The following is a 24,029-nucleotide window of genomic DNA, read 5'->3' on the forward strand; positions in this document are numbered from 1 at the left end:
GAAAGCCGCTAGGATAGAATATTGTCGCCGCTTTCTGGGTCGCGAGCGCGCTGGGCCTGTTCACGTATTTCGTGGGCTTCGCTAGATACATCATCATGAGAGATATCCTGTGCTTTCTCGCCCTTATTTAAGGTAGCGTTAGAGGTGTCTATTTCGTTGGCTTTATCAGTTGGCGAAGGTGCTTTTACCGAAGGTGTATTTTCATGCTCTTGGGTGTTGTCATGTTCACCTTCAGAAGTCCCATTGTGTATGACTAAGCCTTCAGGGAAAATTCGCTCTCTTGCATCGTCAGGCATGCTAATGCCTTCTTGTGTGTAAAGGGCAACTAATTCGCGCATTAACACCGAGGACATTTTCAATACACTGGTATCCTCTACGTTTACCCAGAAATAGACTTTCAAATTGTAGGTGGACGCGCCAAGGTTATCGATAAGTATCTGTGGTTCAGGGTCGTCGAGTACATTAGGATGCGCGTTGACTGTGTTAAGCGCCAATGATTGGGCATGTTTTATGTCAGCATTGTACCCCACCCCTAATACAAAGTGCCCGCGCATTAAAGGGTTAGCCGTCAGGTTTTTAATCACTCCTTTGTAAATAGTGGCGTTTGGAATTTGAATGTGGTTTCCATCAAAATCCACCAATGTGGTGGCCCTTGCTGTCACCTTTTGAATAATGCCGGTGAATTCATTTATTTGAACAATATCGCCAATTTTAAAAGGCCGCTGTACCGTGAGTAGCAGGCTAGAAATAAAGTTTTCCGCAATATCACGAAAGGCAAAGCCTAAAATTAGCCCCACTACCCCCGTACCACTTATCACCGCGACGGCAAAACCGGTTAACCCCGCGAGAAACAGAAACAAGTACACACCTAAAAGCATGATCACTAAACTGATACTTCGCTGTACCACCGACTTTATTAACGGGGTTAACGAGGAAGATGCCGCGGGCTTTAACAATAAGCGAGAAACAGGCCCCGCAGCTAAAATAAACAGCACCATAATAAGCAGACCAAGAGCCAGACCTGGTAAGCGGTAGAGAAACCCTTGCCATAGCTCAACCATTAACGATTGAGCTTCTCCTAGCGGCACTGGGGCGTTGATATCTTGCTGCATCAGCAACACTTGTGGTGTTTCGAATACGGGTAGCTGGAATACGCCGTGTAACTGATTATTCATACCCACGTTTATGTGCCTCCATGTCCATAAATTTGCCCGCTAATGCTAAGCAATGAATACGCAAAATAAACTTGCACCTGTTAGGTAGATATCACCAAATACGAGCCTAAACCTACCGTAAATAAAAAACTACCCCAAATGGCGTGTTCAATAACCACAACCGGTGTGGAGTTTGTTTGCATGTATCGGTACCCAAAAATGGCGCCACCTACCCACGATATCACCACGGCAACCCAATTGCCGTACACGAGATGAGCCAACCCAAACACAAACGTACTTAGCCCCCACCTTGCATAGCGCGACGGCAAAATACGCTTGTAACGGTGAAAAAAGAAGGTACGAAAAATAATTTCCTGCGGGATCACCGAGACCACAGGATAGATAAGTAAGGTAACTACCCACATCCACGGTTGGTTAATTGGCCAGTGTAAAAATAACTCTGGTTTAACGAGGTATACCACAAGTGCAAGTAAACTTGCCCAGGGAATAAAAAGCTTCAACGTACTTTTTATATGCGTTTTGTAGTCGTCCCAATGCCATAATCGTACGCGGTGAAACTGCTTGTCGGCCAACAGGGCGGCTAAGCAGCACACCCCAATAATGCAAAGAATCGGCATTAACCAATCAGCGAAATGTTTTATCCAGTAGAGTACTGCAAAAGGAAGCGCTACAAAAAGCAGGATCAATTCAGCCCACAACTTTGCCACAACACACTCCAAATCATTACCATCTAATGACACTTTTGTGAAAGTGCATATGAAAGTGTAGTGCCAAATTGCGGTGATTGACGATATTATTGAATTAGTCTTTAGAGTAATTCCGTAAGTTATTGGTGTGTATTAGCTTTTCAGAAACACTAAATTATGAGTACACTAGAGGCTAAATGAATGGCTTTGCGCTTGGCAAACGCATTGTGGTTACAATGTGTAGGCCTAACAGACTGCGGGCAATTTTTACTGCCTGACAAATCGCCCTTAAAACGAATAGCAAAGGCAATGGATAACGATGCCAAGTAATAACTATGCCAAATAACAAGACTGCGAATGTTTTAAACCAAATAGAAAAACATTACGCTTTGCTATCGCCCGCCGGCAAACGAATTGCGCAGTACTTGCAGCAAACGCCACTGGCGGTAATTTCTCAATCTACCGCCCAAATTGCGGAAAAAACACAAACATCAAAAGCCACGGTCAGCCGTTTCTTCCGGCAACTCGGGTTCGACTCCCATCAACAAGCAAAAGACACCTTATTATCGTTGCGAGAGCAAGGTGTACCAGTGAATACCCATACTTCCTTTAGTCACCATCAAGAACATGAATTTAGTAATTTAACGCAAACCTTTGCCGGCATTCATGAAGATACCTTGCTTGATATTGCCGAACGCTTAGCCAAAGCAAAGCAAATTACCCTGATTGGTTTTCGTAATGCCTACCCCTTAGCGCTACACTTTCGACAACAACTAAAGCAAATTCGAACGTCAGTTAGGCTACTCCCACAACCTGGGCAAACATTAGGGGAAGACATTGTGGATCTCGGCGACGATGATGTTGTCATTCTATTCGGCTTTCGTCGTCGTACTCGACAATTTAAGTATGTACTCAGTGCCATTAAGCACGCTCAAGTCATTTTGATTACCGATCCCACTGGGCAAATTTATCGTAACCAAGTTAGCAAGCTTGTTGTTTGTCATTTAGGTAACGACGCACCGTTTGACAGTTACGCTGCGCCCATGAGTTTATTGTCTGCTATTTGCAATCGTACCTACTCTCTTTTAGGTGATGCGGCAACAGAACGCGTTAATTCAATTACGGAAACGTATGCGTCTTTAGACGAACTTGAACGTAAATAGTTGTAAAGAGGCTTGAAAATCCATTAAATTGATTAAACTTTAAGCGATAACGGCCGATAGTAAGTACGAGGCATTCGCTTTTACTAATAATACGTGTTGCCCAGTGCCGTACCACTCGCGCTGCCAAAGCAACCTTACTACGTTGTTGGAGTTTACATGGACAAGCCCCACCTTGTGCTTGAAGAAGCAAGTCGAGTACTTAGTTTCTGGTTTGATGACCTGAGTTCGGAGCAATGGTTTATGCAGGATTCTGCGTTAGACCGAACAATCTCATCACATTTTTACTCGTTACACCGGTCTGCGGCCTTAGGTGAATTGTGGCCATGGAGAGCCACACCAACAGGCAGATTAGCGGAAATTCTCGTATTGGATCAATTCTCTCGCAATATGTTTCGCCATACCGCACAAGCCTTCGCCTATGATGGAATTGCACTTGTACTGGCGCAAGAAGCGGTGAGCGTAGAAGCCGACAAAACCCTTACGCCACAACAAAGCGCCTTTTTATATATGCCCTTTATGCACAGCGAGTCTTTAGCCATTCACGATATTGCGCAGCAGCTATTCTCCGCCCCAGGCTTAGAAACTCAGTTGGATTTTCAGCAACGCCACGTCGCTGTACTTCAGCAATTTGGTCGTTACCCACATAGAAACCAAGTGCTGGGGCGTAAATCCACCGCAGAGGAATTAGCGTTTCTTGAACAAAACCCTCAAGGTTTTTAGCTTACCCATTTGTTTCACCCTAACTCTCTGACTAAGCGAGTGAAAATGTAAGGATGAAACACCCGCACCAGAAAAAGAAACAAACGTTTCACTTGACAAATATTAGAAACGATTGTTTCATGGTGCTATTGAAAATTTAACCAAATAGTCTGCTGTGTCTTCTCCATTTATTAGTATCTCAAGCGAATACGCTGTCGCCCGCGAGGCTTTTAATAGTGCCCGTGGTGAAAGCGCAACAAGCCAACCCTTAACTGGGCTTAGACTTGCAGTAAAGGACTTGTTCCACATGGCGGGCTTACCCACTGCGGCTGGCAACCCAGACTGGTTAGCCACACACCCGCTGCCTAAGAAGACACATAGCACGGTAGACACCTTACTCGATGCGGGCGCGCAATTTGTCGGGAAAACCATTACCGATGAGTTGGCCTACAGCCTACATGGGCAAAACAAGCACTATCCCACATTGCTAAACCCCGCTGCACCAGCGCATATTCCAGGCGGTTCTTCGTCGGGTTCAGCGGTAGCAGTGACTGAAAACTTGGCCGATATTGGCCTAGGTACAGATACCGGTGGGTCTATTCGCGTTCCCGCCAGCTACCAAGGTTTGTGGGGCTTGCGCACCACCCATGGTGCTATTTCCTGTGACAACATGGTGCCATTAGCGCCTGCTTTCGATACCGTAGGTTGGATGACAAGAGACCTAAGTACACTCGACGCGGTGGCTCAGGTTTGTTTAAATCAAGAGCACCAGCGTCCCGGTGCTACTGAGGTTAAACTTGGTGTGGCTGAAGGGTTGTTTAAGCAGGTAGCCCACAAACATTTATGTCGCGATTGGTTAGATCAGCTTCCCAAACACACCACGCTAAGCCAAGTAACACTCAGCGCGCTCCCAAGTTCAGCCCTTGATTTAGAGGCACTGGCCACCGCAAATACGTTTCGTATTTTACAAGGTGCTGAAATTTGGCAGCAGCACGGCAACTGGATAGACGCCCACAATCCCGACATTGCAAACGATATTATGTTGCGCCTCAACTGGTGTAAAACTATCACCTCTAGTGATATTCAAAGCGCCATGGCCCAACAACAGGTAATAATTAATCATCTTGATTCGCTATTTGCAGAGATAGACATATTAGTTATTCCTACCACCCCTGGCGTTGCACCACGTTGCGACGCCGACGATGACACACTGGCAAAAGATAGAAACACCCTACTCGGCTTTACCGCACTGGCAGGCTTAGCAGGGTTACCACAACTACATTTGCCCTTATTTACCCTACACAATGCCCCCTGTGGTTTATCACTGGTGGGCAAAAAAGGCAGTGATCTTGCTTTAATTAGTATGGCAAAAAAACTAGCGAATACCTGAGTTGCGCCTTAAAACAAATAAAACGAGACGTAACACAATAAAGAAAATATCGCTGTAATAAGCTTGCATCAACGCCTTGACAACAAGTGGAAAGAACAATGACTGAAAAACCGAATATTGCATTTACAGCTCCTCACTTTGCTGCCTCTCAAGTGGGCTTAAATATACTTGAAAAAGGCGGCACGGCGATTGAAGCCATGGTGGCCGCGGCAGCATCCATTGCTGTTGAATACCCTCATATGAATGGGTTAGGCGGCGATGGTTTTTGGTTGATAAGCGAACCTGGAAAAGCACCGATAGGCATTGATGCATCGGGCATTGCTGCGAAAGGCGCCACACCTGAATTTTATGCAGGGCTAGACGCTATCCCTAGCCGTGGTGGAAAAGCCGCGCTGACCATGGCGGGTGCCGTCGCGGGGTGGAACGAGGCACTAAAAATAAGCCACGAATGGCAAGACGGCCTTAAGCTTAGCACCTTACTAGACACAGCAATTAGCCAAGCCAATTGGGGTATTGAAGTAACACAAAGCTTAACCGATGCCAGCAATAAAACCTTCGATGACCTCGCCAGCGATGAAAACTTCGCGCAATTTTTAATTAAGGGCAAAGCGCTTAAGAAAGGCAAAATTCTTAAACTAACTGCCCTGTCGAAAACCTTATCTCACTTGGCAGAAAAAGGGCTAGACGACTTTTACAAAGGCGAGTTAGCGGAAAAGTTAGCAGCAGATTTAGCGGCGGCGGGATCACCAATTCGCCTTGAAGATTTTCATGAATACGAAGCCAAACGTGTTACGCCGCTGTCGGTAGATACCAGCAAGGGTAAGATCTTCAACTTGCCTGCGCCAACCCAAGGGGTGGCATCGCTCATTATTTTAGCGTTATACGACAAAGTACAACACCTTGGAAGCAGTGATGCAGATATGGTGCATTTGCTCATTGAATGCACCAAACAAGCGTTTATCGCCAGAAATGCCAACGTGACTGACCCATCACGTACTCCCGTTGACCTGCAAAGTTTATTAAGTGACGACGTGCTCGATGACATGGCTAAAAACATTTCGCTAGACACCGCGCAGCCGTGGCCCCATGTTGCCAAGCCGGGTGATACCATTTGGATGGGATGCTGTGATAACGAAGGCAGAATGGTGAGCTACATCCAATCTCTTTATTGGGAATTCGGCTCTGGCGTGGTTAGCCCTCAAACGGGGATCGTTTGGAATAACCGAGGCACCTCGTTTTCTCTTGACCCTGCCAGCAATCAGTATCTTGCACCAGGCTTAAAGCCTTTCCATACCTTAAATCCAGCGTTTGCTGAATTAAGTGATGGACGACGCATGAGCTACGGTACTATGGGGGGCGAAGGTCAACCACAAACCCAAGCTGCGGTATTTGCTCGCCATGTGTATCACAAGCAACCTATTGCGAAAGCTATCTGGCTAGGTCGTTGGCTGTTGGGCAGAACATGGGGTGACGAAAGTCATAACCTAAAAGCCGAAAGAGATTTAGTGGAATACGTAGGCGAGAGTTTAGTCGCTCGCGGCCACGACATGGTTACCGTTGACCCATGCAATGAACTTATGGGGCATGCAGGTGCTATTATCCGTGAGACCTCAGGTGAAGTCAGTGGTGCCAGCGACCCTCGTAGTGACGGTAAAGCCTATTTAGGTCACCGCTAAGCCCTTAATCAACTCAATAAGAGACCTTTTTACATGCAGTTTATACTCGATAATTTAACGGTTATTTTATCGTTAATTGGCACCGGCGTTTTTGCTGGTCTACTGGCAGGAATGCTAGGTGTAGGTGGCGGTATTGTTATTGTCCCCGTGTTGTTTTTCCTGTTTCAGGCACTTGGCGTGTCGCCGGAAAGTGCCATGGTCATTGCCACTGCCACGTCTTTAGCCACCATTGTACCTACATCGGTTAGCTCTATTCGTGCACACCATAGCAAAGGCAATGTGGATTTTGCCCTGTTAAAGGCATGGGCGCCCTTTATTTTAGTCGGCGTGTTAGCGGGCAGTTATTTGGTCACTGTGCTTAATGCCACCTATCTCACACTGTTGTTCGGCGTAATAGCAATACTCTCTGCTATCAATATGCTGTTAGGTAAAAAAGACGCCATATTTTCGTCTTTGCCGGGCCGAATTGGCCAGTGGATAATGGCAGCTTGCATTGGTTTGTTTAGTTCAATGGTGGGTATAGGTGGAGGCACACTAACAGTGCCAACGCTAACCTTTTGCAACTACCCAGCCCATCGCGCGGTGGGTACTGCAGCAGCAGTAGGGCTTATTATCTCTCTCCCTGCCGCCATAACCCTGTTATTCGCTGGAACAACCCCTATTGATGCACCTTTTGCTACCTATGGTTACGTTAACCTTCTTGGCTTTATTTGTATTGTTCCCCTCACCGTGTTTTTTGCCCCTATTGGTGCAACTATCGCGAGTAAATTAGATGCAGCCATGCTTAAGAAAGTATTTGCTGTAGTTCTTATCATCACTGGCTTGCGTATGCTAGCGCAAGTTTTCCTATAGGAGCGTATTCATGTCAGTTCTTTCTCCCCTTACACCGCCACCACGTTTATTGATGGGCCCAGGCCCAATAAACTGTTATCCGCGAGTGTTATCGGCCATGGCCACCCAATTAGTGGGTCAATACGATCCGGTCATGACAGGTTATATGAATGAAGTCATGGCCTTGTACCGTGATGTGTTTAACACAAAAAACCAACAGACTTTCCTGGTTGATGGTACCTCAAGAGCCGGTATCGAGGCGGTGTTAGTGTCTGCCATTGAGCCCGGCGATAAAGTGCTAGTGCCCATTTTTGGCCGCTTTGGACACCTACTTGCAGAAATTGCAGAGCGTGCCGATGCCGACGTTCACACCATTGAAGTGCCATGGGGTGAAGTCTTCACTGCCGCTGACATTGAAAAAGCCATTCAAGAAGTTCAGCCGAAAATGCTTGCCATTGTACAAGGTGATACGTCCACCACTATGCTTCAGCCACTAGAAGAGATTGGTTCTATATGTGAAGCCCACGATGTTCTTTTTTATTGTGATGCAACCGCTTCGGTGGGTGGCAACCCATTAAAGGTTGATGAATGGAAACTGGACGCCGTTTCAGTGGGGCTTCAAAAATGTTTAGGCGGCCCTTCGGGCAGCGCGCCAATTACCTTAAGCGATAAGTTTGTGAAAACCGTTCGCACCCGTCATCACGTAGAAGCCGGTATTCGCGACGCCCATCACGAAAGTGCTCGCGGCCCTAAAATTCGTTCTAACTATTTCGACTTACCTATGATCATGGATTATTGGGGAGAAGAACGCTTAAACCACCACACTGAAGCCGCCAGCATGCTTTATTGTGCAAGAGAGTGCGCACGGGTTCACCTTGAAGAAGGCCAAGAAAACGTCATAGCCCGTCACAAAGTGGCTGGCGATGCCATGTTAGCCGGTGTGCAAGCAATGGGATTGGCTCCCTTTGGTGACTTAAAGCATAAAATGTATAACGTGGTAGGTGTGTATATTCCTGACGACGTAGATGGTGAAGCCGTACGCGAAGCTTTGCTTTTACGCTTTAACATTGAAATTGGCACCAGTTTTGGGCCACTTAAAGGCAAAATCTGGCGCATAGGCACCATGGGTTATAACGCCCGAGAAGATGCCGTTCTTCACACACTACAATCGCTAGAAACCGTGTTACGCATGCAAGGTATGACATTGCCACAGGGTGCAGGTGTAGATGCGGCATTAGCCGTGTTTACGGAGGCGGCAAATGACTGAATTTGCCGATGCTGCTGCTCAGGTAATGGCGCGATGCGAAACCTTGGGAACACTAAGCCAAGATCCTTCTTGCCTTGATAGACGCTATCTCACAGAGCAGCATAAATTAGCCAACCAGCTTACCTCTGGGTGGATGATTGAAGCAGGTATGACAACCTGGCAAGACGCCGCGGGCAATATTTGGGGGCGCTATTCATCGGCGGTTCCTAACGCACCGCGAATGATATTAGGTAGCCACCTAGACACCGTACCCAATGGTGGGAAATACGATGGCATGTTAGGGGTTGTCGCCGCCATTACGCTCGTCGCCTTGTTTAATGGCGAACAAAAGAAGTTTCCTTACCACATCGATATTGTTGGTTTTTGCGATGAAGAAGGTACCCGGTTTGGTACCACCTTGCTGGGAAGTCGTGCACTTACCGGCAAATGGCAGGATGAGTGGCGTCGCTTAAAAGATGAAAACGGTGTGTCTTTAGAACAAGCCATGGCCGAATTTGGTCTTAACTTTGATGAAGTGCCTAGTGCCGCTATTCCAGCCACTGACGTATTGGCTTACTTAGAACTACACATCGAGCAAGGCCCCGTTCTTGAACAAGAGAACTTGCCCATTGGCGTGGTAAGCGCTATTGCCGGTGCAAAGCGTTTTAATATTAATGTTCAAGGTATGGCAGGGCACGCCGGCACTGTGCCTATGTCGATGCGCCATGACGCGCTTTGCGCAAGCGCTGAGATGCTGTTGGCGGTAGAGTCAATCAGCCAGCAGCGAGCGGGCGTGGTAGCCACTGTAGGTAAAATTGAAAATGCCCCAAATGGGGTGAATGTTATTTCGGGCAAAACTGTATTTTCATTAGATATTCGCAGCGAAGACGACAATTTGCGCGATGCCGTTTTGGCAGAAATATTGCAGAAATTTGAACACATTGCAGCACTTCGCAATGTAAAACTCGAAATAGAACAAACCCATAGCGCGCCAGCGGTATTGTGCGATGAAGCACTGAAGGCGGCTTTAGTTAAAGGTGTTGAAGCAAGCAATATTCCCGCAAAAATATTGGCTTCTGGTGCAGGTCACGATGCCATGGCCATGGCAGAAATATGCCCAGTTGCAATGCTCTTTACTCGCTGTAAAGGCGGTATAAGCCACCATCCTGCTGAGTCTATTACTCATCAAGACGTGGAAGCGAGCCTAAGCGCGTTACATCACACTATTGGTGCATTGCATTCAAACATAAGTGCACTGGGTTAAGCATAACAGGTATTTAAAGCATGAAAATTAAAAGGATATATAACGACGAGCATGGAAAAAGCCATTTTGGCGAGGTGGAGATCCCGCTTGCCGATGGTGGTCCCATAGGGCTGTTGTCTGAAAAGTATGGCGCTGGAAAAATCATTTTCCGTGAAACGCCCGCTGACTACGACTTTAAATGGCACCCTGCCCCGGCTCGTCAGCTATTGTTTATCATAAAAGGTCGTGCAGAATTTACTGTGTCAGACGGTGAAAGGCATGTATTCGGTGCTGGCGATGTTTTACTGTTGGAAGACACCGAAGGCGAAGGCCACTGCTCAAAAGCCATGTATAACGAAGTAAGACACTCCATTTTTGTTACCCTTGCGCCAGACGTCACCTTCTAATGTTTTTGTTCGCGGTAAACGGATGCGCGCCAAAATAGCGCACGCACCCGTTACTGCACCATAAAGGTGCGCCTTAATTATTCAAAGGTTCCTTCTCTTTTCTAGAGTCATATAATACCTCTTTAAATTCAACAAATTACAAATTTTTAACACCCCTAACCAAATGGTCAGCATCTTGCAAGTTAGCTGTTTTCACCGCTATGAGCTTGTATGTTGTTTACCCGTTTCTTTCTGTTTTGCGCTGCTTCTTTCTTCTTTAGTTTCCACCTGTTCGCCAACACGCTATCTCACCCGGTGTCGATGGATAGCTGGTTTAGCGAATTTAAGCGCAACGCTTCGCCCTCAGAGCTATATCAGTTTGTGCATTCTCTTCCTAAGGGGGGCGATTTGCATCATCATTTATCGGGCTCAGGTTACGGCCAATGGTGGTACGACATTGCGTCGTCAGCGGAAAAAAATGGCGGTTACACCTACTACACTCGGGTAAGCGATAAGGGCTGTACGGCCTTTGGGGATAATGCATTCGACTTTGAAACCCCGCACTTTCTTTTTCATACCATCGCCCAGCCTACATGGCAGGGGTTAACGCAATGCCAACAAAAAGAATATGTTGCGCTGGCGAAATTGGACCACAACCAACGCCTTGGCTTTATAAATAGTATTCAATTAGATAAACCCCATGAAGGCAGAGACGAGTTTTTCGAGCGCCATTGGCAACGGTTAAACGAACTAACCGCCAACCCTGTGCTTATGGCGAAAATATTGCTGTTAAACATGCAAGCCTACCAAAAAGAACATTTATATTACCTGGAAACACAGGTGAATATACGCAACAAAATGTACCCAGATGGCTCCCTATATACCCCCGAGGATGCGCTGGCCGTGTTTACCGACATGCTTAACAGTGCAGAAGCCAAAGCTACGGGAGTAACCGTTAGGTTTCAATATGCCCTAGTACGGTTTACCCCGAATACCGATGAACAATTAAAATGGATATATGCGTTTGTAGACCAACATCGTGATTGGTATGTGGGTATTAATCTGGTCGGGAGAGAAGATGATCCCAAAGGCCACCCAACGCGATTCAAAAAGGTGTTACGTCAATTACGGGCCCAATACCCTAAAATAAACCTCGCCTTTCATGCCGGGGAATCTGAATCACCTAACGAAAATATTAAAGACACACTTTTGCTTGGCGTAGACAGGATTGGCCACGGCATTAATTTACTGAGTGATGATGATACCTACCTGTTAATGAGAAATAACCGCTACTTAATAGAAACCAACCTTATTTCTAACTTGAAATTAGAATACATTGAACGTTTTAGTGAACACCCCTTTCCACAGTATTTGCGCACAGGCGTGCCCACTGCACTTTCTACCGATGATAAAGGCATGTGGAATTCTTCTTTAACCGACGAGTATTACGTTGCGGTTACCCAATTTAATTTAAGTTGGACAGAGCTAAGGCAGTTAAGTGAAAACAGCTTGGCCTACAGCTTTCTCCAGCCAAATGACAAGGCACAACACTTGCAGAAGCTCTCTGACGCACTCGATATATTTGAGCGCAACAGCGTCATGCAGCGGGGCACTAAAACAAAGCCCCGCTACAGCCCCTTTATTTGCCAATTTGAACCTGTGCTTTGTACTGAAAGGAATAGTCAATAATGTCTTCAAAAAGTCATGATTTACTCTATAGCTTGCATGACAAGCCTGGGGCGTTGGCCAGTTTCACTGCGGCCTATCAGCATATGCTAGCAAGTTTTGTGGGCATTATTACACCCACCCTGATTATTGGTGCCACCCTTTCACTGCAAGAATATGTTCCCTACTTAATCAGTATGGCCTTATTTGTTAGCGGCGTGGGCACAGCCATTCAAACCAAGCGAGTCGGCCCTTTTGGCAGTGGGCTTGTGGCCATACAAGGCACCAGTTTTGCGTTTATTAGCGCGCTACTACTTGCGGGTGCAAAAGTGAAAAGCGACGGTGGCACAGCCGAAGATATCTTGGCTATGTTGTTCGGTTTAACCATTGCTGGCGCCTTCGTTGAAATATTGTTTAGCCTTTTTATTACGCGCCTAAAACGTATTATTACACCGTTAACCACGGGCATTGTGATCACCTCCATTGGTTTGTCGTTAATCAATGTGGGTATGACTGATTTAGCCGGTGGTTTTAACGCTGAAAGCTTTGGTAGCCTATCGAATTTAGGTATTGGCGTGGCCGTATTACTGGTTATTGTCTTTTTAAATGCGTCGGCCAACCATTGGTTACGTTTGTCGGCCATTTTTATTGGCATGATTATAGGCACCTCATACGTTGCACTAACCCAAGGCATGGATTTTTCTCACCTTGCTACACTGCCCGCCATTGCCGTACCCACGCCCTTTGCCTTTGGCATAGATTTCGATATAAACCTCTTTTTACCTATTGCCCTTATTTACCTGTTTACTGCCATTGAAACGGCGGGCGATCTCACTGCCAATAGCTTGTTTTGCAAAGAGCCGGTGAGCGGGCCACTTTACCTTTCCCGCATTCGTGGCGGTATTCTAGGCGATGGTTTTAACTCAATTTTAGCGGGGGTGTTTAACACCTTCCCTAATACAACCTTTGGGCAAAATAACGGCGTAATTCAACTCACCGGTATTGCCAGTCGAAAAGTCGGGTTCTACGTGGCGGGTATGTTTATCTTTATAAGTTTCTTCCCTGTGGTAGGCGGCATCCTTAAAGCAATTCCAAAGCCAGTATTGGGTGGCGCAACCCTGGTGATGTTTGCCATGGTGGCTGTAGGCGGCCTAAAATTGCTGGCAAGCTACGCACTCGATAGGCGTAGCAGTTTAATTACTGCCTGTGCTTTGGGCATGGCCATTGGGGTAATGATGGTGCCCGAAGCATTAGACCAACTTCCTTTGTGGTTGAAAAACGTGCTCTTATCACCGGTCACCTCAGCAGGCTTAACGGCAGTCATCCTTGACCTTACCCTGCCCGGGGCTAAAAAAACCACTTGTACTGAAGATAGCCCGAGTGTTACGCCACAGAGTAAGGAAAAATCTGATAACGCCCCGCCACGTTTTAAGCAGGAAAAAGAAGCTTAACTGTAACTGGCCTGCTTATTAACCCGCTCATTAATCAGATATGCCGTTTGTCGCAAGAATACGTTCATTCATCGTGCAATCGGCGTATTTTGGTGCATAAATTCACCGCTGTTTTATCGCTAAGTTTAGATCTTACGTTTTAGCCATCAGCTTTTTTGTTAACCCCCTTCTTTAACTTTACTTAAGCAATTGAATTTACGTTATTTATTTTCTGCACCTAGGATTCAAGAGATTGTGAGCCAACGGAAAATAAAAAACTGACCACTTGGTTATGCTTGGCACGCCTTCTGCTCTTTCTTTACAAAACAGACTTAACTCACACAAAACATACATTGAAATGAAAGGGAATTTTATGGCACTAACCTATAAACCAAATCGTCTGTCACGTGTTGTGGCCATCGCATTATTGAGTTATCACCTACCAAGCGTGGCTCAGGAACAAACCACTTCAGACGAAAAAGATGACGTTGAACAAATAGAGGTTCTGGGTAAAAAGTCGGATTACTACTCGATAATGCCAGAAGAAGACTCCAGCGGCGCATTTGGACTCAATAAAAGCCTTTACGAAACCCCACGCTCTATTACTGAAATTAGTGAAGATTTAGTGGACAAGTTTGCCTTGCGCAGTGTCGATGACCTAGTACGCTTAACGCCTGGGGCTTTTACCAGTTCATTTTTTGGTATAAAAGGTGCCATGGATATTCGCGGTGAACCTGCAGACAACTACTTTCGAGGCTTTCGCCGTATTGCCAACCCAGGCGCATTTAATACCATCGTGCGAGGCGCGGAGAAATTAGAAGTTATGCGAGGCCCAGTTTCGCCTTTATATGGCAGTGGTAGTGTTGGTGGCCAACTTAACTATCTTCCTAAATCAGCGAAAGTAGACGGCAGCAAATACATTGACGACGTTACCGGTGAAATATCGGCAACCTATGGTTCGTATAATCAACGAATAGTATCGGGTAGCCTAGGCATTCCCCTTCAAATTGGCGGCAAATATGGTGGGTTACAGCTTTTCGCGGAAGTTGAAGACTCTGAGTCCTATTTTGATGGCTATGAACCTAGCAGCGAGTTAATACAAGCCGCAGTCGATTTTGACTTAAGCGACAACACCACCCTGCAATTCGGGCTTCAATATCAGACGACAGATAGCATTCAGGTTCCGGGTTGGAACCGTGTTACCCAAGACTTAATTGATAACGGCACTTATATTACAGGTGCAGCACCTACTTTAAACTCCGACAACGGGATAGGTGCAAACACATTATTGCCTCAAGAGTCGTCGTTTATTACTCCGTTTGCGCCAGGCTTTTTAAACAATGCATTTAGTAATGTGAACAGTTGGTGTACCGCAGCAGATGCAGACAGTGGAAACGCCACTTACAACGGGCTATCAGTTAGTTGTGCAGGTGGTTTTGGTAACTTTTTAGCCGACCGTAGTTTAGACAACCCGTACGCGTTAACCGATGTTGGCACCACACAAATTGACCATCAAACCACCTTCATAGACGAGGAAGATTACGCTGATACCACCGCCCTCACGGTATATTTCGATGTAACCCACGAGTTTGAAAGTGGCACCATTTGGAAGAATGAGGCATTTTACGATTATTTAGACCACACAAAGTATCAAAGCTGGGGCTTTACCGCCTATTACCCAGATGCCTATTTGTATGAATTACGCAGCAGTTTAACCTTTGAGTACGAGGCGGATAATTTTACTGCCACCAGCATTGGCGGCGTCAACTATCGAGAGGAACACCTCGATAATTACGCAGCTTGGCTTGATGAAACCTTCGATTTTCGCGATATTTCCGTGGGGCCGACTGCCAACGATCGTATATCTCCGGCCACCTTTGACCCCTACGAAAATGCTGAGCTTATTTATGACGATGAAGGTAATGTCACCGGTGTAGAAGGCACACTAGAACGTAATTTTAATGAAGTGCACCTGTCTAAATCGGCAAACGCGGGAGTGTTTTTCCTCACCGATATAAACTATGGCAAAGTGAATTTACTGCTTGGTGGGCGTTACGACTATTTTGATGTTGAGTCTGAAAATGGCTGGGTAAGTCTGCTGGGGGCAGAGCAAGGCAACGGCGTGGTTAGCGGAAGCGATACAGCGTTTAGTTTTAACACATCACTTTCCTATGATGCTGACGGTATTATTCCTTACGTAACCTATTCCGAGTCTAACTCACTGAGCACCAATCAGTTGGGCGGCATTATTCCTACCACTATTGAGAATAGTCAATATATTCAAAAGTCTACACTCACTGAAATTGGCCTTAAGATGAACTTGTTAGATAACAAGCTTTATTCCGCTATTGCGTACTATGACCAAGATAAAACCTACAGAGAAAGCCAAACCGGTGCGCTTGTTGCCGTGTACGGTGAAGGTTTAGAGTTTGAAGCGCGCGCGTTAGTGACTGAAAACTTGTCGATACTTGCCACTGCCACCCATACTAAAACGGAAGAAGTCAGTAATAGCGCACTTGCTGTGATAAACGGAGCCGACTTTGCAGCACAAAATGGCCTAAACCCTGAAGACGTATACGGTGGACGTATTGCGGGCCCGCGTGCCGCATTCGTTGGCGACAACGTACGCTTAGACAGAGGTGGTCTGCCAGACAACATTGTAAGCTTGTATGGTACGTGGGTGCAGCCTATGGGTGATGCAGCCGTAACTGGTAGCTTAGGGGTCACCTGGGTAGATGAAACCTACACCGACATCATGCAAACCGTTATGCTGCCAAGTTACAGTATTTGGAATGGTTCATTAAGTTATTCAAACGGCGCTGTAACGGCATTGTTGCAAGCGAATAACTTACTTGACGAAGAATATTATACCTCAGCGGATTTATTCGACTCTGTGGTTGTTAAGCCCTCTGCAGGCAGAACGTATTCACTCACGGTCACCTATACGTTTTAACCTGCGCAAGGTTAATCGCTATGCGGTTAACGCCGCATAGCGATTAACTATTGGGGCTCCTGTATAATAAGCTTCGCCGTGAGTTTCTGTACAATAGGGGCAACAACAAAAATAGTAGGGAATGCAATAACAAACGCCTTCCAATATGCGTCCATCCAGAGAACAAAAAAATCACTCACCCAGCCCAAATTAATGAAGGTAATTATTCCACTCATTAGAAAGCTCATTAATAACGACATAAAAAAAGCGAAAACCAACCGCTGATATTTTGCAGAGATCATAACTATCCAGAATGTGAAAAGATTAACTGACGATCGCGGTCTAACGCCAAACACTGGCGAAAAGCGTGTCTGCATGAAAAGAACCATAACCGCATAGCTTCAATATTGAATGATAGAAGTTTCAGTATCTTGGCGTCAAAGCAGGGATAGCACAAGTCTAAATGTGCATCAGCTAAAAAGAGATTAAGCGGTTTTGTACGAGGCGAGTTCCCTTTTGGTGCAATGCTTCACGGGATATCACTCTAGTGGTGCAATTAGGGCAACCCACCGACATTTTACAAAACTATAACATATGCTGAAATTTCTTACTTTGAAATGTCACTGTTTATCAATAACTTACAAGCACCTCAGAAATTGACCAGTTGGACAGGAAGCTGGCACTTATTGTGCTAAGTAACGACATGCATACTTTTATTATCCCGTGCATAAAAACCTGTTCCAAGGTTAATAAAAATAATGAGGAAAACATGATTAACACTACATTCAAATTAAACCCGCTTGCACGTGCTTTAACCGTAGGTTTGGCATTGTCTGCATCATCACTTGCTGTAGCGCAAGAAACAGAAGAGACCGTTTCTGATGCAGATATTGAAAAAATTGAGGTTAAGGGTTCACTAGGCAGCTTACCTGGCCAAGACGTAGAGTCTGTATTCGGTTTTGGTAAGTCAATCCTTGAGACGCCGCGTTCAGCTTCAACCATTTCGCAAGAACAAATGGAACGTTTCAACGTAGCCGATATTGATGAACTTGTGGCATTTGCACCAGGTACCTTTACCCAATCGTTTTTCGGGGTAGCAGGTTCATTGGATGTACGTGGTACACCCGGCGAAGTTTACTTTCGTGGCGTCAGACGATTAGACAACCCTGGTAACTACCCTACGCCTATCGGTGCTTCAAGTAGTGTTGATATTGTACGTGGTCCAGCTTCACCTATTTATGGTCCAGCGAAAATTGGCGGTTACTTAAACTTTAACCCTAAATCAGCGAAAGTTGGCCGTGGTCAGTATTTAGATGAGCCTACTGGCGCAATGTCGTATACCACAGGTTCGTGGGATAAAAATATTGTTACCGCAGAAGTTGGTGGCCCTGGTAAAGTCTCTGGTAAAGACTTCGGTTATTACATCTACGCCGAAATTGAGAATTCAGACTCTTACTACCGCAACAGTGAAACAGACCAGACTGTGGTGCAAGCGGCTTTTGATATGGATCTTACTGATAAGCTAAGCATTGAGTTTGGCGGTATGTACCATAAATATGATGGTAACCAGAACGCAGGCTGGAACCGTGTTACGCAAGATCTTATCGATAATGGCACATACATCACGGGTGATGCACAGCCTCTTGATACAGACGGTGATGGTAGCATTAGTCACTGGGAATACTTTGCTGAGAACTTATTTGTTGAAGTTGATCCGCTTACTGAAGACGGTTCTAGCTTCAGCGATGCTATGGCATTAGTTAACGTAGGTACTGCGAAACTTGGCCGCGATCAAACGCTAATTGCGGCAGACGATGTACTTGCAAACGAAGTAAGTACGTTCTACTTCGACATGCTTTACTACACTGATAACGGCTGGGAAATCAAAAACCAGTTTTTCTACGAAAGCTATGAAAACTTAAACGAAAACGCCTATGGTTTTTCTCAATTCCACGATGCTTACGTAGTAGAAGACAAAATTGTATTTGGTACAGAATACGAGTCTGACACCTTATTGGCACAATTCCAGTTTTCACCCTCTGTTCGTTACACTGATTTCGAAAGTGGTGACGATTTTATCAACGAATTCTTCGATCGTCGTGACCTTACCGGTGAATCGACTGCACTTGATAGACGTTTACTGGCAACCCGCGCAGGTTGGGGTTACTCAAACTACGACGTAGGTAACTACCTTAACCTAGGTATGGCAGCCATGACTGACCTAACTTGGGAAAGCGGCCTAAACCTTGTTCTAGGTGTGCGTTATGATTCAGTAGATGTTGAAAGTACTACACCAGGTGGCTCTACACTGTTTGGTGGCGATGCAGACGTTAGCGCAGAAGATACAGAAGACGGTTTCTCTTGGAATGCCAGTATCTCATTCAAAACTGAAATTGGCTTAATTCCTTACATTACGGCAGCAGAGCAAGCGACCATTGTAGCAGGTCAAGGTGCGAACATTGACGTAGAGAACATTCCAGGTGGCTATTTCGATACCTCTGAACTGTTTGAATATGGTGTTAAAGGTTCATTCCTAGACGATAGCTTGTACTTTGCTCTATCAATCTATGAGCAAGAGCGTACTGATATTAACGCTCAGTCTACGGTTACCAACAATACCACCAACAACGAAGGAACTGAGTTTGAGGTTCGTTGGGTAGTGAATGAGCAACTAGTACTGTCAGCCGTTTACACTAACATTGAAGTGACCAACCTGACCGCTGTTGCAAGTAGCTACCAGTTTGGTTTCTTAGGTGCAGAAGACTTCGCGAATATCGACGATCCTTCAATCTTCTTCGGTGGCACACCAAACGGTAATACTGCCTACGACAACGTTGAAGCCATTAAAGCCGGTATTCCTGAAAACACGTATGGCTTAACCGCTACCTACGATTTCCTTAACGGTTATGCAGCAAGCGTTAGCGTTGTGAATGCTGACGAGGTGGCATCGGGTTACTCTGGTGCGGTAACGCTACCTTCTTACACCTTGGTGAACGCAGGTTTATCTTACCAAGCTGAAGACTGGAGTGTTAACCTTACCGTTAAGAACCTAACTGATGAGAAATATTTCCGCTCTAACTTCCCTGACTTGTTCGGTAGCCAAATTGTACTGCCTGAACTACCACGTCACTGGAACGCGAAGTTCTCATACAAATTCTAAGCATTTAACGTTGAGTGCTTAACTTTAAAGGTGAACCTGTTATTCAGGTTTACCTTTTTTTTAATCTCGAAAAAGGACCACTATGCGCTTAGTCACTCGCTTATCCGCCCTTCTATTATTTTCACTTTTTTCTTTTAATACGGCATTGGCCGAATCCTCTTCACCAATAGAAATAAAAGCAGTTGTTGTTGCCATGTTTGAAATTGGCGAAGACGAAGGCGACCGACCTGGTGAATTCCAGTTATGGAAAGAGAAACAAAAGCTAACCAGCCATTATCCGCTTCCTCATGCTCATCATGATATCTTCGTAAACGAAGAAACCGGTGTTTTAGGCATAGTGACGGGAATGGGTATCGCCCGCGCTTCGGCAGCTATAATGTCACTTGGGTTAGACCCTCGCTTTGACTTAACTCACGCGTATTGGTTGGTGGCCGGCATTGCAGGGATTGATCCTCAAGATGGCACCATTGGTTCGGCTATATGGACAGATTATGTGGTAGACGGCGATTTAGCACACCAAATAGATGCCAGAGAAATACCCGCAGACTGGTCCACAGGCTACTTCCCTTTATTCGCGCATTCTCCGTATGCCAATGCAGAGGACGTTAACCCGCTCAATGCGCCAAACGGCGAAGTGTATGTGCTTAACCATGATCTCATGCAATGGGCATTTGAAAAAACAGCTAATATTCAATTACCTAATACATCAGCAATGGACGCCCTGCGCGCCAAATATGTAAAATTCGCCAATGCACAGAAAACACCTTCGGTAATGAAGGGGTCGCATCTGTCAGCTTCAACATTTTGGCACGGTAAGTTACTGAACGATTGGGCCAATGAATGGGTCTCTTACTGGACAAAAGACAATGGAAATTTCGTGACGTCAGGAATGGAAGACTCCGCAACATTACAAGCGCTAACATACCTTGATAATGCAGGAAAAGTCGATAAAAACCGCCTTTTAATTTTACGAACAGCAAGTAACTTTACCATGCAACCAGGGGATTTAACGGCGGCAGAAAACCTAAAATTAGAAAGCTCTGGTGAAGGCTATGCTGCCATGTTATCAGCGATTGAGTCGGCTTACCTTGTGGGTTCGGTTGTCATTGACGATGTAGTGAAACATTGGGATAAACGAAAAACACAGTTACCTACACCCTCACAATAATGCGTTAACCCCCGTTGGCTAGTGCTGTCGAATGGCTGAGGCTTTATTGTTCAGCACTTGCCTTAATATGTTGGTCACCGACGTTTGTTCAACTGGCTTGGCAAGAAACTCTGCCATGCCTGCCTTGTGGCATGCTTGGCGATCGTCATCTGTGGTGTTTGCCGTTACCGCAATAACACGGCCATTCACAGGAAGATAGCCCTCCTCCACGATGATTTTCGTGGCACTCAACCCATCCAGCACGGGCATAGAACAATCCATAAAAATAATATCGTAAGGTTTGGCCTTGGCCTTTTCTACCGCTATTCGCCCATTCTGTGCCTCGTCTGCCTTAAAGTTAAACTTCTCGAGCATAGAGCTAAGAACGATTCGGTTAATATCGTTATCATCCACCACTAAAATAGATAATGGCAACGCAAGTAACGTGGAAGGTAAACTGTCTGTATCAGACATTTCTTGTTTTTTTGCAGACGGCTTTTCAATAGGAATAGGAATAACAATGTCAAAACAACTGCCCTTTCCTTCCTCAGTGGTAATGTCTAACTCCCCTTCCATCTTATCAATGATCTGTTTTGCAATAGATAAGCCCAAGCCACTGCCACTGCCCTCAACAGACGAAAACTTATCGCCATGAATTAAAGGAACAAACAAGCTTTTAACCGTGGCCTCAGACATTCCTTTACCGGAGTCTTCAACGGAGATGAGTAAGTGCTGCACGTCCGCGACATCTTTGAGTGTCACATGCACGGAAATATGGCCTTGCGCGGTGTATTTCACAGCGTTACTCAAAAGATTATTCAAAACTTGGCTTATTCTTGCTGCGTCACTGTGTATATAAGTGTTGGGAGGAAAGGTCACTCCCGAATAGAGCCGTAAGCCTTTTTCTTGGCATTGCGGCTTGAACACATCAAGCAAATCTTCCACCAGTGCACGCACACAAAAATCGGACGTGACAAGTTCAAAATTTCCGCTAGACATATCTGTGTAGTCAAGCACATCGTTAATCAAGCTAAGAAGTTTGTCTGAACTTTTTAACGCCAGTTCTGTTTTTCTTGCGCGAATATGCTCTCTGTCTTCAAAGCGAATAGCTTGCAGCATGCCAGTAATACCATTTAATGGTGTGCGCAATTCATGGCTAATCCTTGAAAGCAATTCACCTCGAGCATTGTAGGCTTTCACTGCGGCTTCACGCTGTTCGTCCAACTCTAACCGCAGCGCCATGGCCTTATTCACATTCTGGCAAGTGCCAAACAAACGTACACACACACCATCTACCATTTCTGCCATACCGTGGGTTTCAATCCACACAGGATTCCCCTTTGCAGAAATCAATTGCAAGGTGGCATTCCATGACTCACCGGTTTTTATTGCAGTACTGACAATTCTAGAAATCTCGTCTCTATCGTACCCTTCTTTATAAAAATAGATTGCCGTGTCGAGTTGTGGAATAAAGTACTCATCAACTTCATGGATAACCCGTGTTTGACTAGACCAAGTCAATGAATTATTGAGTAAATCGACTTCCCACGTACCTATATTCGCTACGCTTTGCAGTTTTTCAAACAGGAGGTTATTTTTAAATGAGTCTTTGTATTCTACTTCGATTAAGAGGGATTTAAGCCAGCCATTTAACAGCGTGAGCTTATCTTTAAGCTCACGGCTATAGGTGATAGGGGTATCAAAAATAAATATAAATACAACTTGGTAAGAACCATAAGCATAAATGTCTCCACAAACAAAGGACGAAGCCCCAAGGTAAAGATTCGCCCAATGCAGAAATCTCGGTTCTGCTTGCTCATGAGACGTAGGCAAGGGAGAGGATTTTGCAAATGGCAAGGGAGGCATTAACGGTAACGAAGGCGGCTTTTGCAGTGTGGCGCGTGCAATCACATCGGTGTAGTCGTCTGCAAGACACAAGGCGACGCCTTGCGAGGCATTAAGCGACTCACACCCACATCGTAACAACTGTTCGATGCGGGCTACTTTTGTAGTATCTTCACTTGCCATGGCTTGCTGAAGGCCTGTACCGTTTACCATTAACTGCTACCTATTGCTTGCTCTACAAGTAAGTGGTTTTATTCAAAAACCTGAATGCTTGTTAAGTGTAGCGAGAATAGCGTTAATGAAAATTAAACAATAGGCTAGAGTTTATCGGCCTACGGCTCTATTTCTTCCAAATTCTTTTGCTTCGAACAAGGCGATATCCGCCTTTTCGATTAAATCAGAGATGCCTTCTTCAAGCACGTGCGAAGCCGATTGACTACAATAGCCTGCACTTAACGTCACTCTTCCTTTACTACTTGAGTCATGAGCTAGGTTCAAATCATACACAGCTTTAATAAGGTTGTCGGCCACTGTTTTTGTACCCGCCAGATCGGTATAAGGCAACAGTAAAATGAACTCTTCGCCGCCAAAACGAATGGCCGCATCCTTTGGTCTTTTCACATGACTATCAATTGCGCTGGCAACTTTTTGCAAACAAATATCACCTTCAAGGTGCCCATATCTGTCGTTGAACATTTTAAAGTAATCAATATCCATCATGATCAAGCCGACTTTTTGCTGATCTCTTGCTACCTGCTTAATCATGAGTGGCACTTCATTGGTCAAATACAATCGGTTGTATAACCCTGTAAGCTGATCATGAAACGTCATTTTCGCCAGTAACTCCATACGGAGTTTGTTTTGCAGGTGATTCTTAATTCGGTGCACTAAGGTGGAGGAGGTAACGGGCTTTACAATAAAATCTGACGCCCCTACTTCCCAGCACGCATTTTGAGTTTCAACGTCATTGGTAGACGTCACAAATATGATTGGAATATGCTGCCCACCCGGCATACTTTTAATATGCTCACAAACTTCTAGGCCATTCATGTCTGGCATGTTCATATCGAGCAACACCAAATCGGGCTGTATTTGCTTGCAGGATTCAATGGCTTCTTTACCACTTTCTGCAGAGTCACACGTAAAAAAAGGCGTAAGAATGCTAGACAATATTGTTCTGCTCATTGCTTCATCATCAACAATAAGCACACGACATTGTGTATAAGGCTTCAATTCTAACTGCATTTTATTTATTTAAGTCTAGCTATTTCATTAATAATGTCTAAAGTACCAATAAATTAGGGATTTACAAGCATTAGCATGCATTAAGACTTTTAAAAACCGTAAAGACACTT

Annotated in this window: 18 protein-coding genes; 13 read left to right on the top strand and 5 right to left on the bottom strand. The window is 45.3% G+C overall.

The features are described 5' to 3' along the window. Positions 1-8: 8 nt before the first annotated feature. Both IUA53_RS11490 and IUA53_RS11495 read right to left on the bottom strand, forming a co-directional pair. Entirely contained in the window at positions 9-1,112 is a 1,104-nt protein-coding gene (locus IUA53_RS11490) for a mechanosensitive ion channel family protein (RefSeq protein WP_044449421.1), read from the bottom strand. Between the two features lie 143 nt (positions 1,113-1,255). Next, positions 1,256-1,882, bottom strand: a complete 627-nt coding sequence (locus IUA53_RS11495) for a CPBP family intramembrane glutamic endopeptidase (protein WP_044056805.1) — start codon at positions 1,880-1,882, stop codon at positions 1,256-1,258. 314 nt (positions 1,883-2,196) lie between these two features. Between IUA53_RS11495 and IUA53_RS11500 the strand changes: the two genes are divergently transcribed. From IUA53_RS11500 to IUA53_RS11550, 11 genes are all read left to right on the top strand, one after another. Continuing rightward, on the top strand, positions 2,197-3,024 hold the full coding sequence (locus IUA53_RS11500) for a MurR/RpiR family transcriptional regulator (RefSeq protein ID WP_044447023.1): 828 nt from the start codon (positions 2,197-2,199) through the stop codon (positions 3,022-3,024). 156 nt (positions 3,025-3,180) lie between these two features. After that, positions 3,181-3,744, top strand: coding sequence for a DUF924 family protein (locus IUA53_RS11505; RefSeq protein WP_044447021.1), 564 nt, complete (start codon positions 3,181-3,183; stop codon positions 3,742-3,744). 154 nt (positions 3,745-3,898) lie between these two features. Then, positions 3,899-5,113: an amidase gene (locus IUA53_RS11510; RefSeq protein ID WP_044447019.1), complete on the top strand. Its 1,215-nt coding sequence runs from the start codon at positions 3,899-3,901 to the stop codon at positions 5,111-5,113. 98 nt (positions 5,114-5,211) lie between these two features. Continuing rightward, complete coding sequence (locus IUA53_RS11515) at positions 5,212-6,789, top strand: gamma-glutamyltransferase family protein (protein WP_196897134.1); 1,578 nt, start codon at positions 5,212-5,214, stop codon at positions 6,787-6,789. 33 nt (positions 6,790-6,822) lie between these two features. Further along, the gene (locus IUA53_RS11520; protein WP_196897135.1) at positions 6,823-7,641 is read left to right on the top strand and encodes a sulfite exporter TauE/SafE family protein; all 819 of its coding nucleotides are present in this window, start codon (positions 6,823-6,825) and stop codon (positions 7,639-7,641) included. A 10-nt stretch (positions 7,642-7,651) separates the two neighbouring features. Next, the gene (locus IUA53_RS11525) at positions 7,652-8,887 is read left to right on the top strand and encodes a pyridoxal-phosphate-dependent aminotransferase family protein (RefSeq protein ID WP_044056799.1); all 1,236 of its coding nucleotides are present in this window, start codon (positions 7,652-7,654) and stop codon (positions 8,885-8,887) included. After that, positions 8,880-10,130, top strand: coding sequence for an allantoate amidohydrolase (locus tag IUA53_RS11530; protein ID WP_044447014.1), 1,251 nt, complete (start codon positions 8,880-8,882; stop codon positions 10,128-10,130). Before IUA53_RS11525 ends, IUA53_RS11530 begins: the two co-directional genes overlap by 8 nt. Before the next feature lie 20 nt (positions 10,131-10,150). Beyond that, positions 10,151-10,516, top strand: a complete 366-nt coding sequence (locus IUA53_RS11535) for an AraC family ligand binding domain-containing protein (RefSeq protein ID WP_044056797.1) — start codon at positions 10,151-10,153, stop codon at positions 10,514-10,516. A gap of 210 nt (positions 10,517-10,726) precedes the next feature. Continuing rightward, positions 10,727-12,184, top strand: a complete 1,458-nt coding sequence (locus IUA53_RS11540) for an adenosine deaminase family protein (protein WP_052806628.1) — start codon at positions 10,727-10,729, stop codon at positions 12,182-12,184. Then, a complete protein-coding gene (locus IUA53_RS11545; protein WP_196897136.1) occupies positions 12,184-13,611 on the top strand; it encodes a uracil-xanthine permease family protein in 1,428 nt (475 codons plus the stop codon). The genes IUA53_RS11540 and IUA53_RS11545 overlap by 1 nt, the downstream gene beginning before the upstream one ends. Before the next feature lie 352 nt (positions 13,612-13,963). Beyond that, positions 13,964-16,543 carry a TonB-dependent siderophore receptor gene (locus IUA53_RS11550; RefSeq protein WP_196897137.1) on the top strand — a complete coding sequence of 860 codons (2,580 nt, stop codon included), beginning with the start codon at positions 13,964-13,966 and terminating at the stop codon, positions 16,541-16,543. Positions 16,544-16,590: 47 nt separating this feature from the next. Here the strand turns inward: IUA53_RS11550 and IUA53_RS20420 are convergent, their stop codons facing one another. Then, positions 16,591-16,911 carry a DUF2798 domain-containing protein gene (locus IUA53_RS20420; protein ID WP_332310776.1) on the bottom strand — a complete coding sequence of 107 codons (321 nt, stop codon included), beginning with the start codon at positions 16,909-16,911 and terminating at the stop codon, positions 16,591-16,593. Between the two features lie 380 nt (positions 16,912-17,291). Here IUA53_RS20420 and IUA53_RS11560 point away from each other — a divergent pair, with 380 nt between their 5' ends. Further along, positions 17,292-19,682 carry a TonB-dependent siderophore receptor gene (locus tag IUA53_RS11560; RefSeq protein WP_196897138.1) on the top strand — a complete coding sequence of 797 codons (2,391 nt, stop codon included), beginning with the start codon at positions 17,292-17,294 and terminating at the stop codon, positions 19,680-19,682. An 82-nt stretch (positions 19,683-19,764) separates the two neighbouring features. After that, positions 19,765-20,850 carry a purine nucleoside permease gene (locus tag IUA53_RS11565; RefSeq protein WP_196897139.1) on the top strand — a complete coding sequence of 362 codons (1,086 nt, stop codon included), beginning with the start codon at positions 19,765-19,767 and terminating at the stop codon, positions 20,848-20,850. An 18-nt stretch (positions 20,851-20,868) separates the two neighbouring features. Here IUA53_RS11565 and IUA53_RS11570 read toward each other — a convergent pair whose 3' ends face one another. Next, positions 20,869-22,887, bottom strand: a complete 2,019-nt coding sequence (locus tag IUA53_RS11570) for an ATP-binding protein (protein WP_196897140.1) — start codon at positions 22,885-22,887, stop codon at positions 20,869-20,871. Between the two features lie 111 nt (positions 22,888-22,998). Next, the gene (locus IUA53_RS11575) at positions 22,999-23,919 is read right to left on the bottom strand and encodes a diguanylate cyclase (RefSeq protein ID WP_196897141.1); all 921 of its coding nucleotides are present in this window, start codon (positions 23,917-23,919) and stop codon (positions 22,999-23,001) included. Positions 23,920-24,029 lie beyond the last annotated feature (110 nt).

Source organism: Alteromonas sp. B31-7, assembly GCF_015767655.1.
GTDB classification, from domain to species: Bacteria; Pseudomonadota; Gammaproteobacteria; order Enterobacterales; family Alteromonadaceae; genus Alteromonas; species Alteromonas australica.

Bases quoted from the DNA above. Each gene is read 5' to 3' on its own strand.
- IUA53_RS11490 (WP_044449421.1), bottom strand. From the start codon at position 1,112: ATGCAGCAAGATATCAACGCCCCAGTGCCGCTAGGAGAAGCTCAATCG.
- IUA53_RS11500 (WP_044447023.1), top strand. From the start codon at position 2,197: ATGCCAAATAACAAGACTGCGAATGTTTTAAACCAAATAGAAAAACAT.
- IUA53_RS11505 (WP_044447021.1), top strand. From the start codon at position 3,181: ATGGACAAGCCCCACCTTGTGCTTGAAGAAGCAAGTCGAGTACTTAGT.
- IUA53_RS11515 (WP_196897134.1), top strand. From the start codon at position 5,212: ATGACTGAAAAACCGAATATTGCATTTACAGCTCCTCACTTTGCTGCC.
- IUA53_RS11520 (WP_196897135.1), top strand. From the start codon at position 6,823: ATGCAGTTTATACTCGATAATTTAACGGTTATTTTATCGTTAATTGGC.
- IUA53_RS11525 (WP_044056799.1), top strand. From the start codon at position 7,652: ATGTCAGTTCTTTCTCCCCTTACACCGCCACCACGTTTATTGATGGGC.
- IUA53_RS11530 (WP_044447014.1), top strand. From the start codon at position 8,880: ATGACTGAATTTGCCGATGCTGCTGCTCAGGTAATGGCGCGATGCGAA.
- IUA53_RS11535 (WP_044056797.1), top strand. From the start codon at position 10,151: ATGAAAATTAAAAGGATATATAACGACGAGCATGGAAAAAGCCATTTT.
- IUA53_RS11540 (WP_052806628.1), top strand. From the start codon at position 10,727: ATGTTGTTTACCCGTTTCTTTCTGTTTTGCGCTGCTTCTTTCTTCTTT.
- IUA53_RS11545 (WP_196897136.1), top strand. From the start codon at position 12,184: ATGTCTTCAAAAAGTCATGATTTACTCTATAGCTTGCATGACAAGCCT.
- IUA53_RS11550 (WP_196897137.1), top strand. From the start codon at position 13,964: ATGGCACTAACCTATAAACCAAATCGTCTGTCACGTGTTGTGGCCATC.
- IUA53_RS20420 (WP_332310776.1), bottom strand. From the start codon at position 16,911: ATGGTTCTTTTCATGCAGACACGCTTTTCGCCAGTGTTTGGCGTTAGA.
- IUA53_RS11560 (WP_196897138.1), top strand. From the start codon at position 17,292: ATGATTAACACTACATTCAAATTAAACCCGCTTGCACGTGCTTTAACC.
- IUA53_RS11565 (WP_196897139.1), top strand. From the start codon at position 19,765: ATGCGCTTAGTCACTCGCTTATCCGCCCTTCTATTATTTTCACTTTTT.
- IUA53_RS11570 (WP_196897140.1), bottom strand. From the start codon at position 22,887: ATGGTAAACGGTACAGGCCTTCAGCAAGCCATGGCAAGTGAAGATACT.
- IUA53_RS11575 (WP_196897141.1), bottom strand. From the start codon at position 23,919: ATGCAGTTAGAATTGAAGCCTTATACACAATGTCGTGTGCTTATTGTT.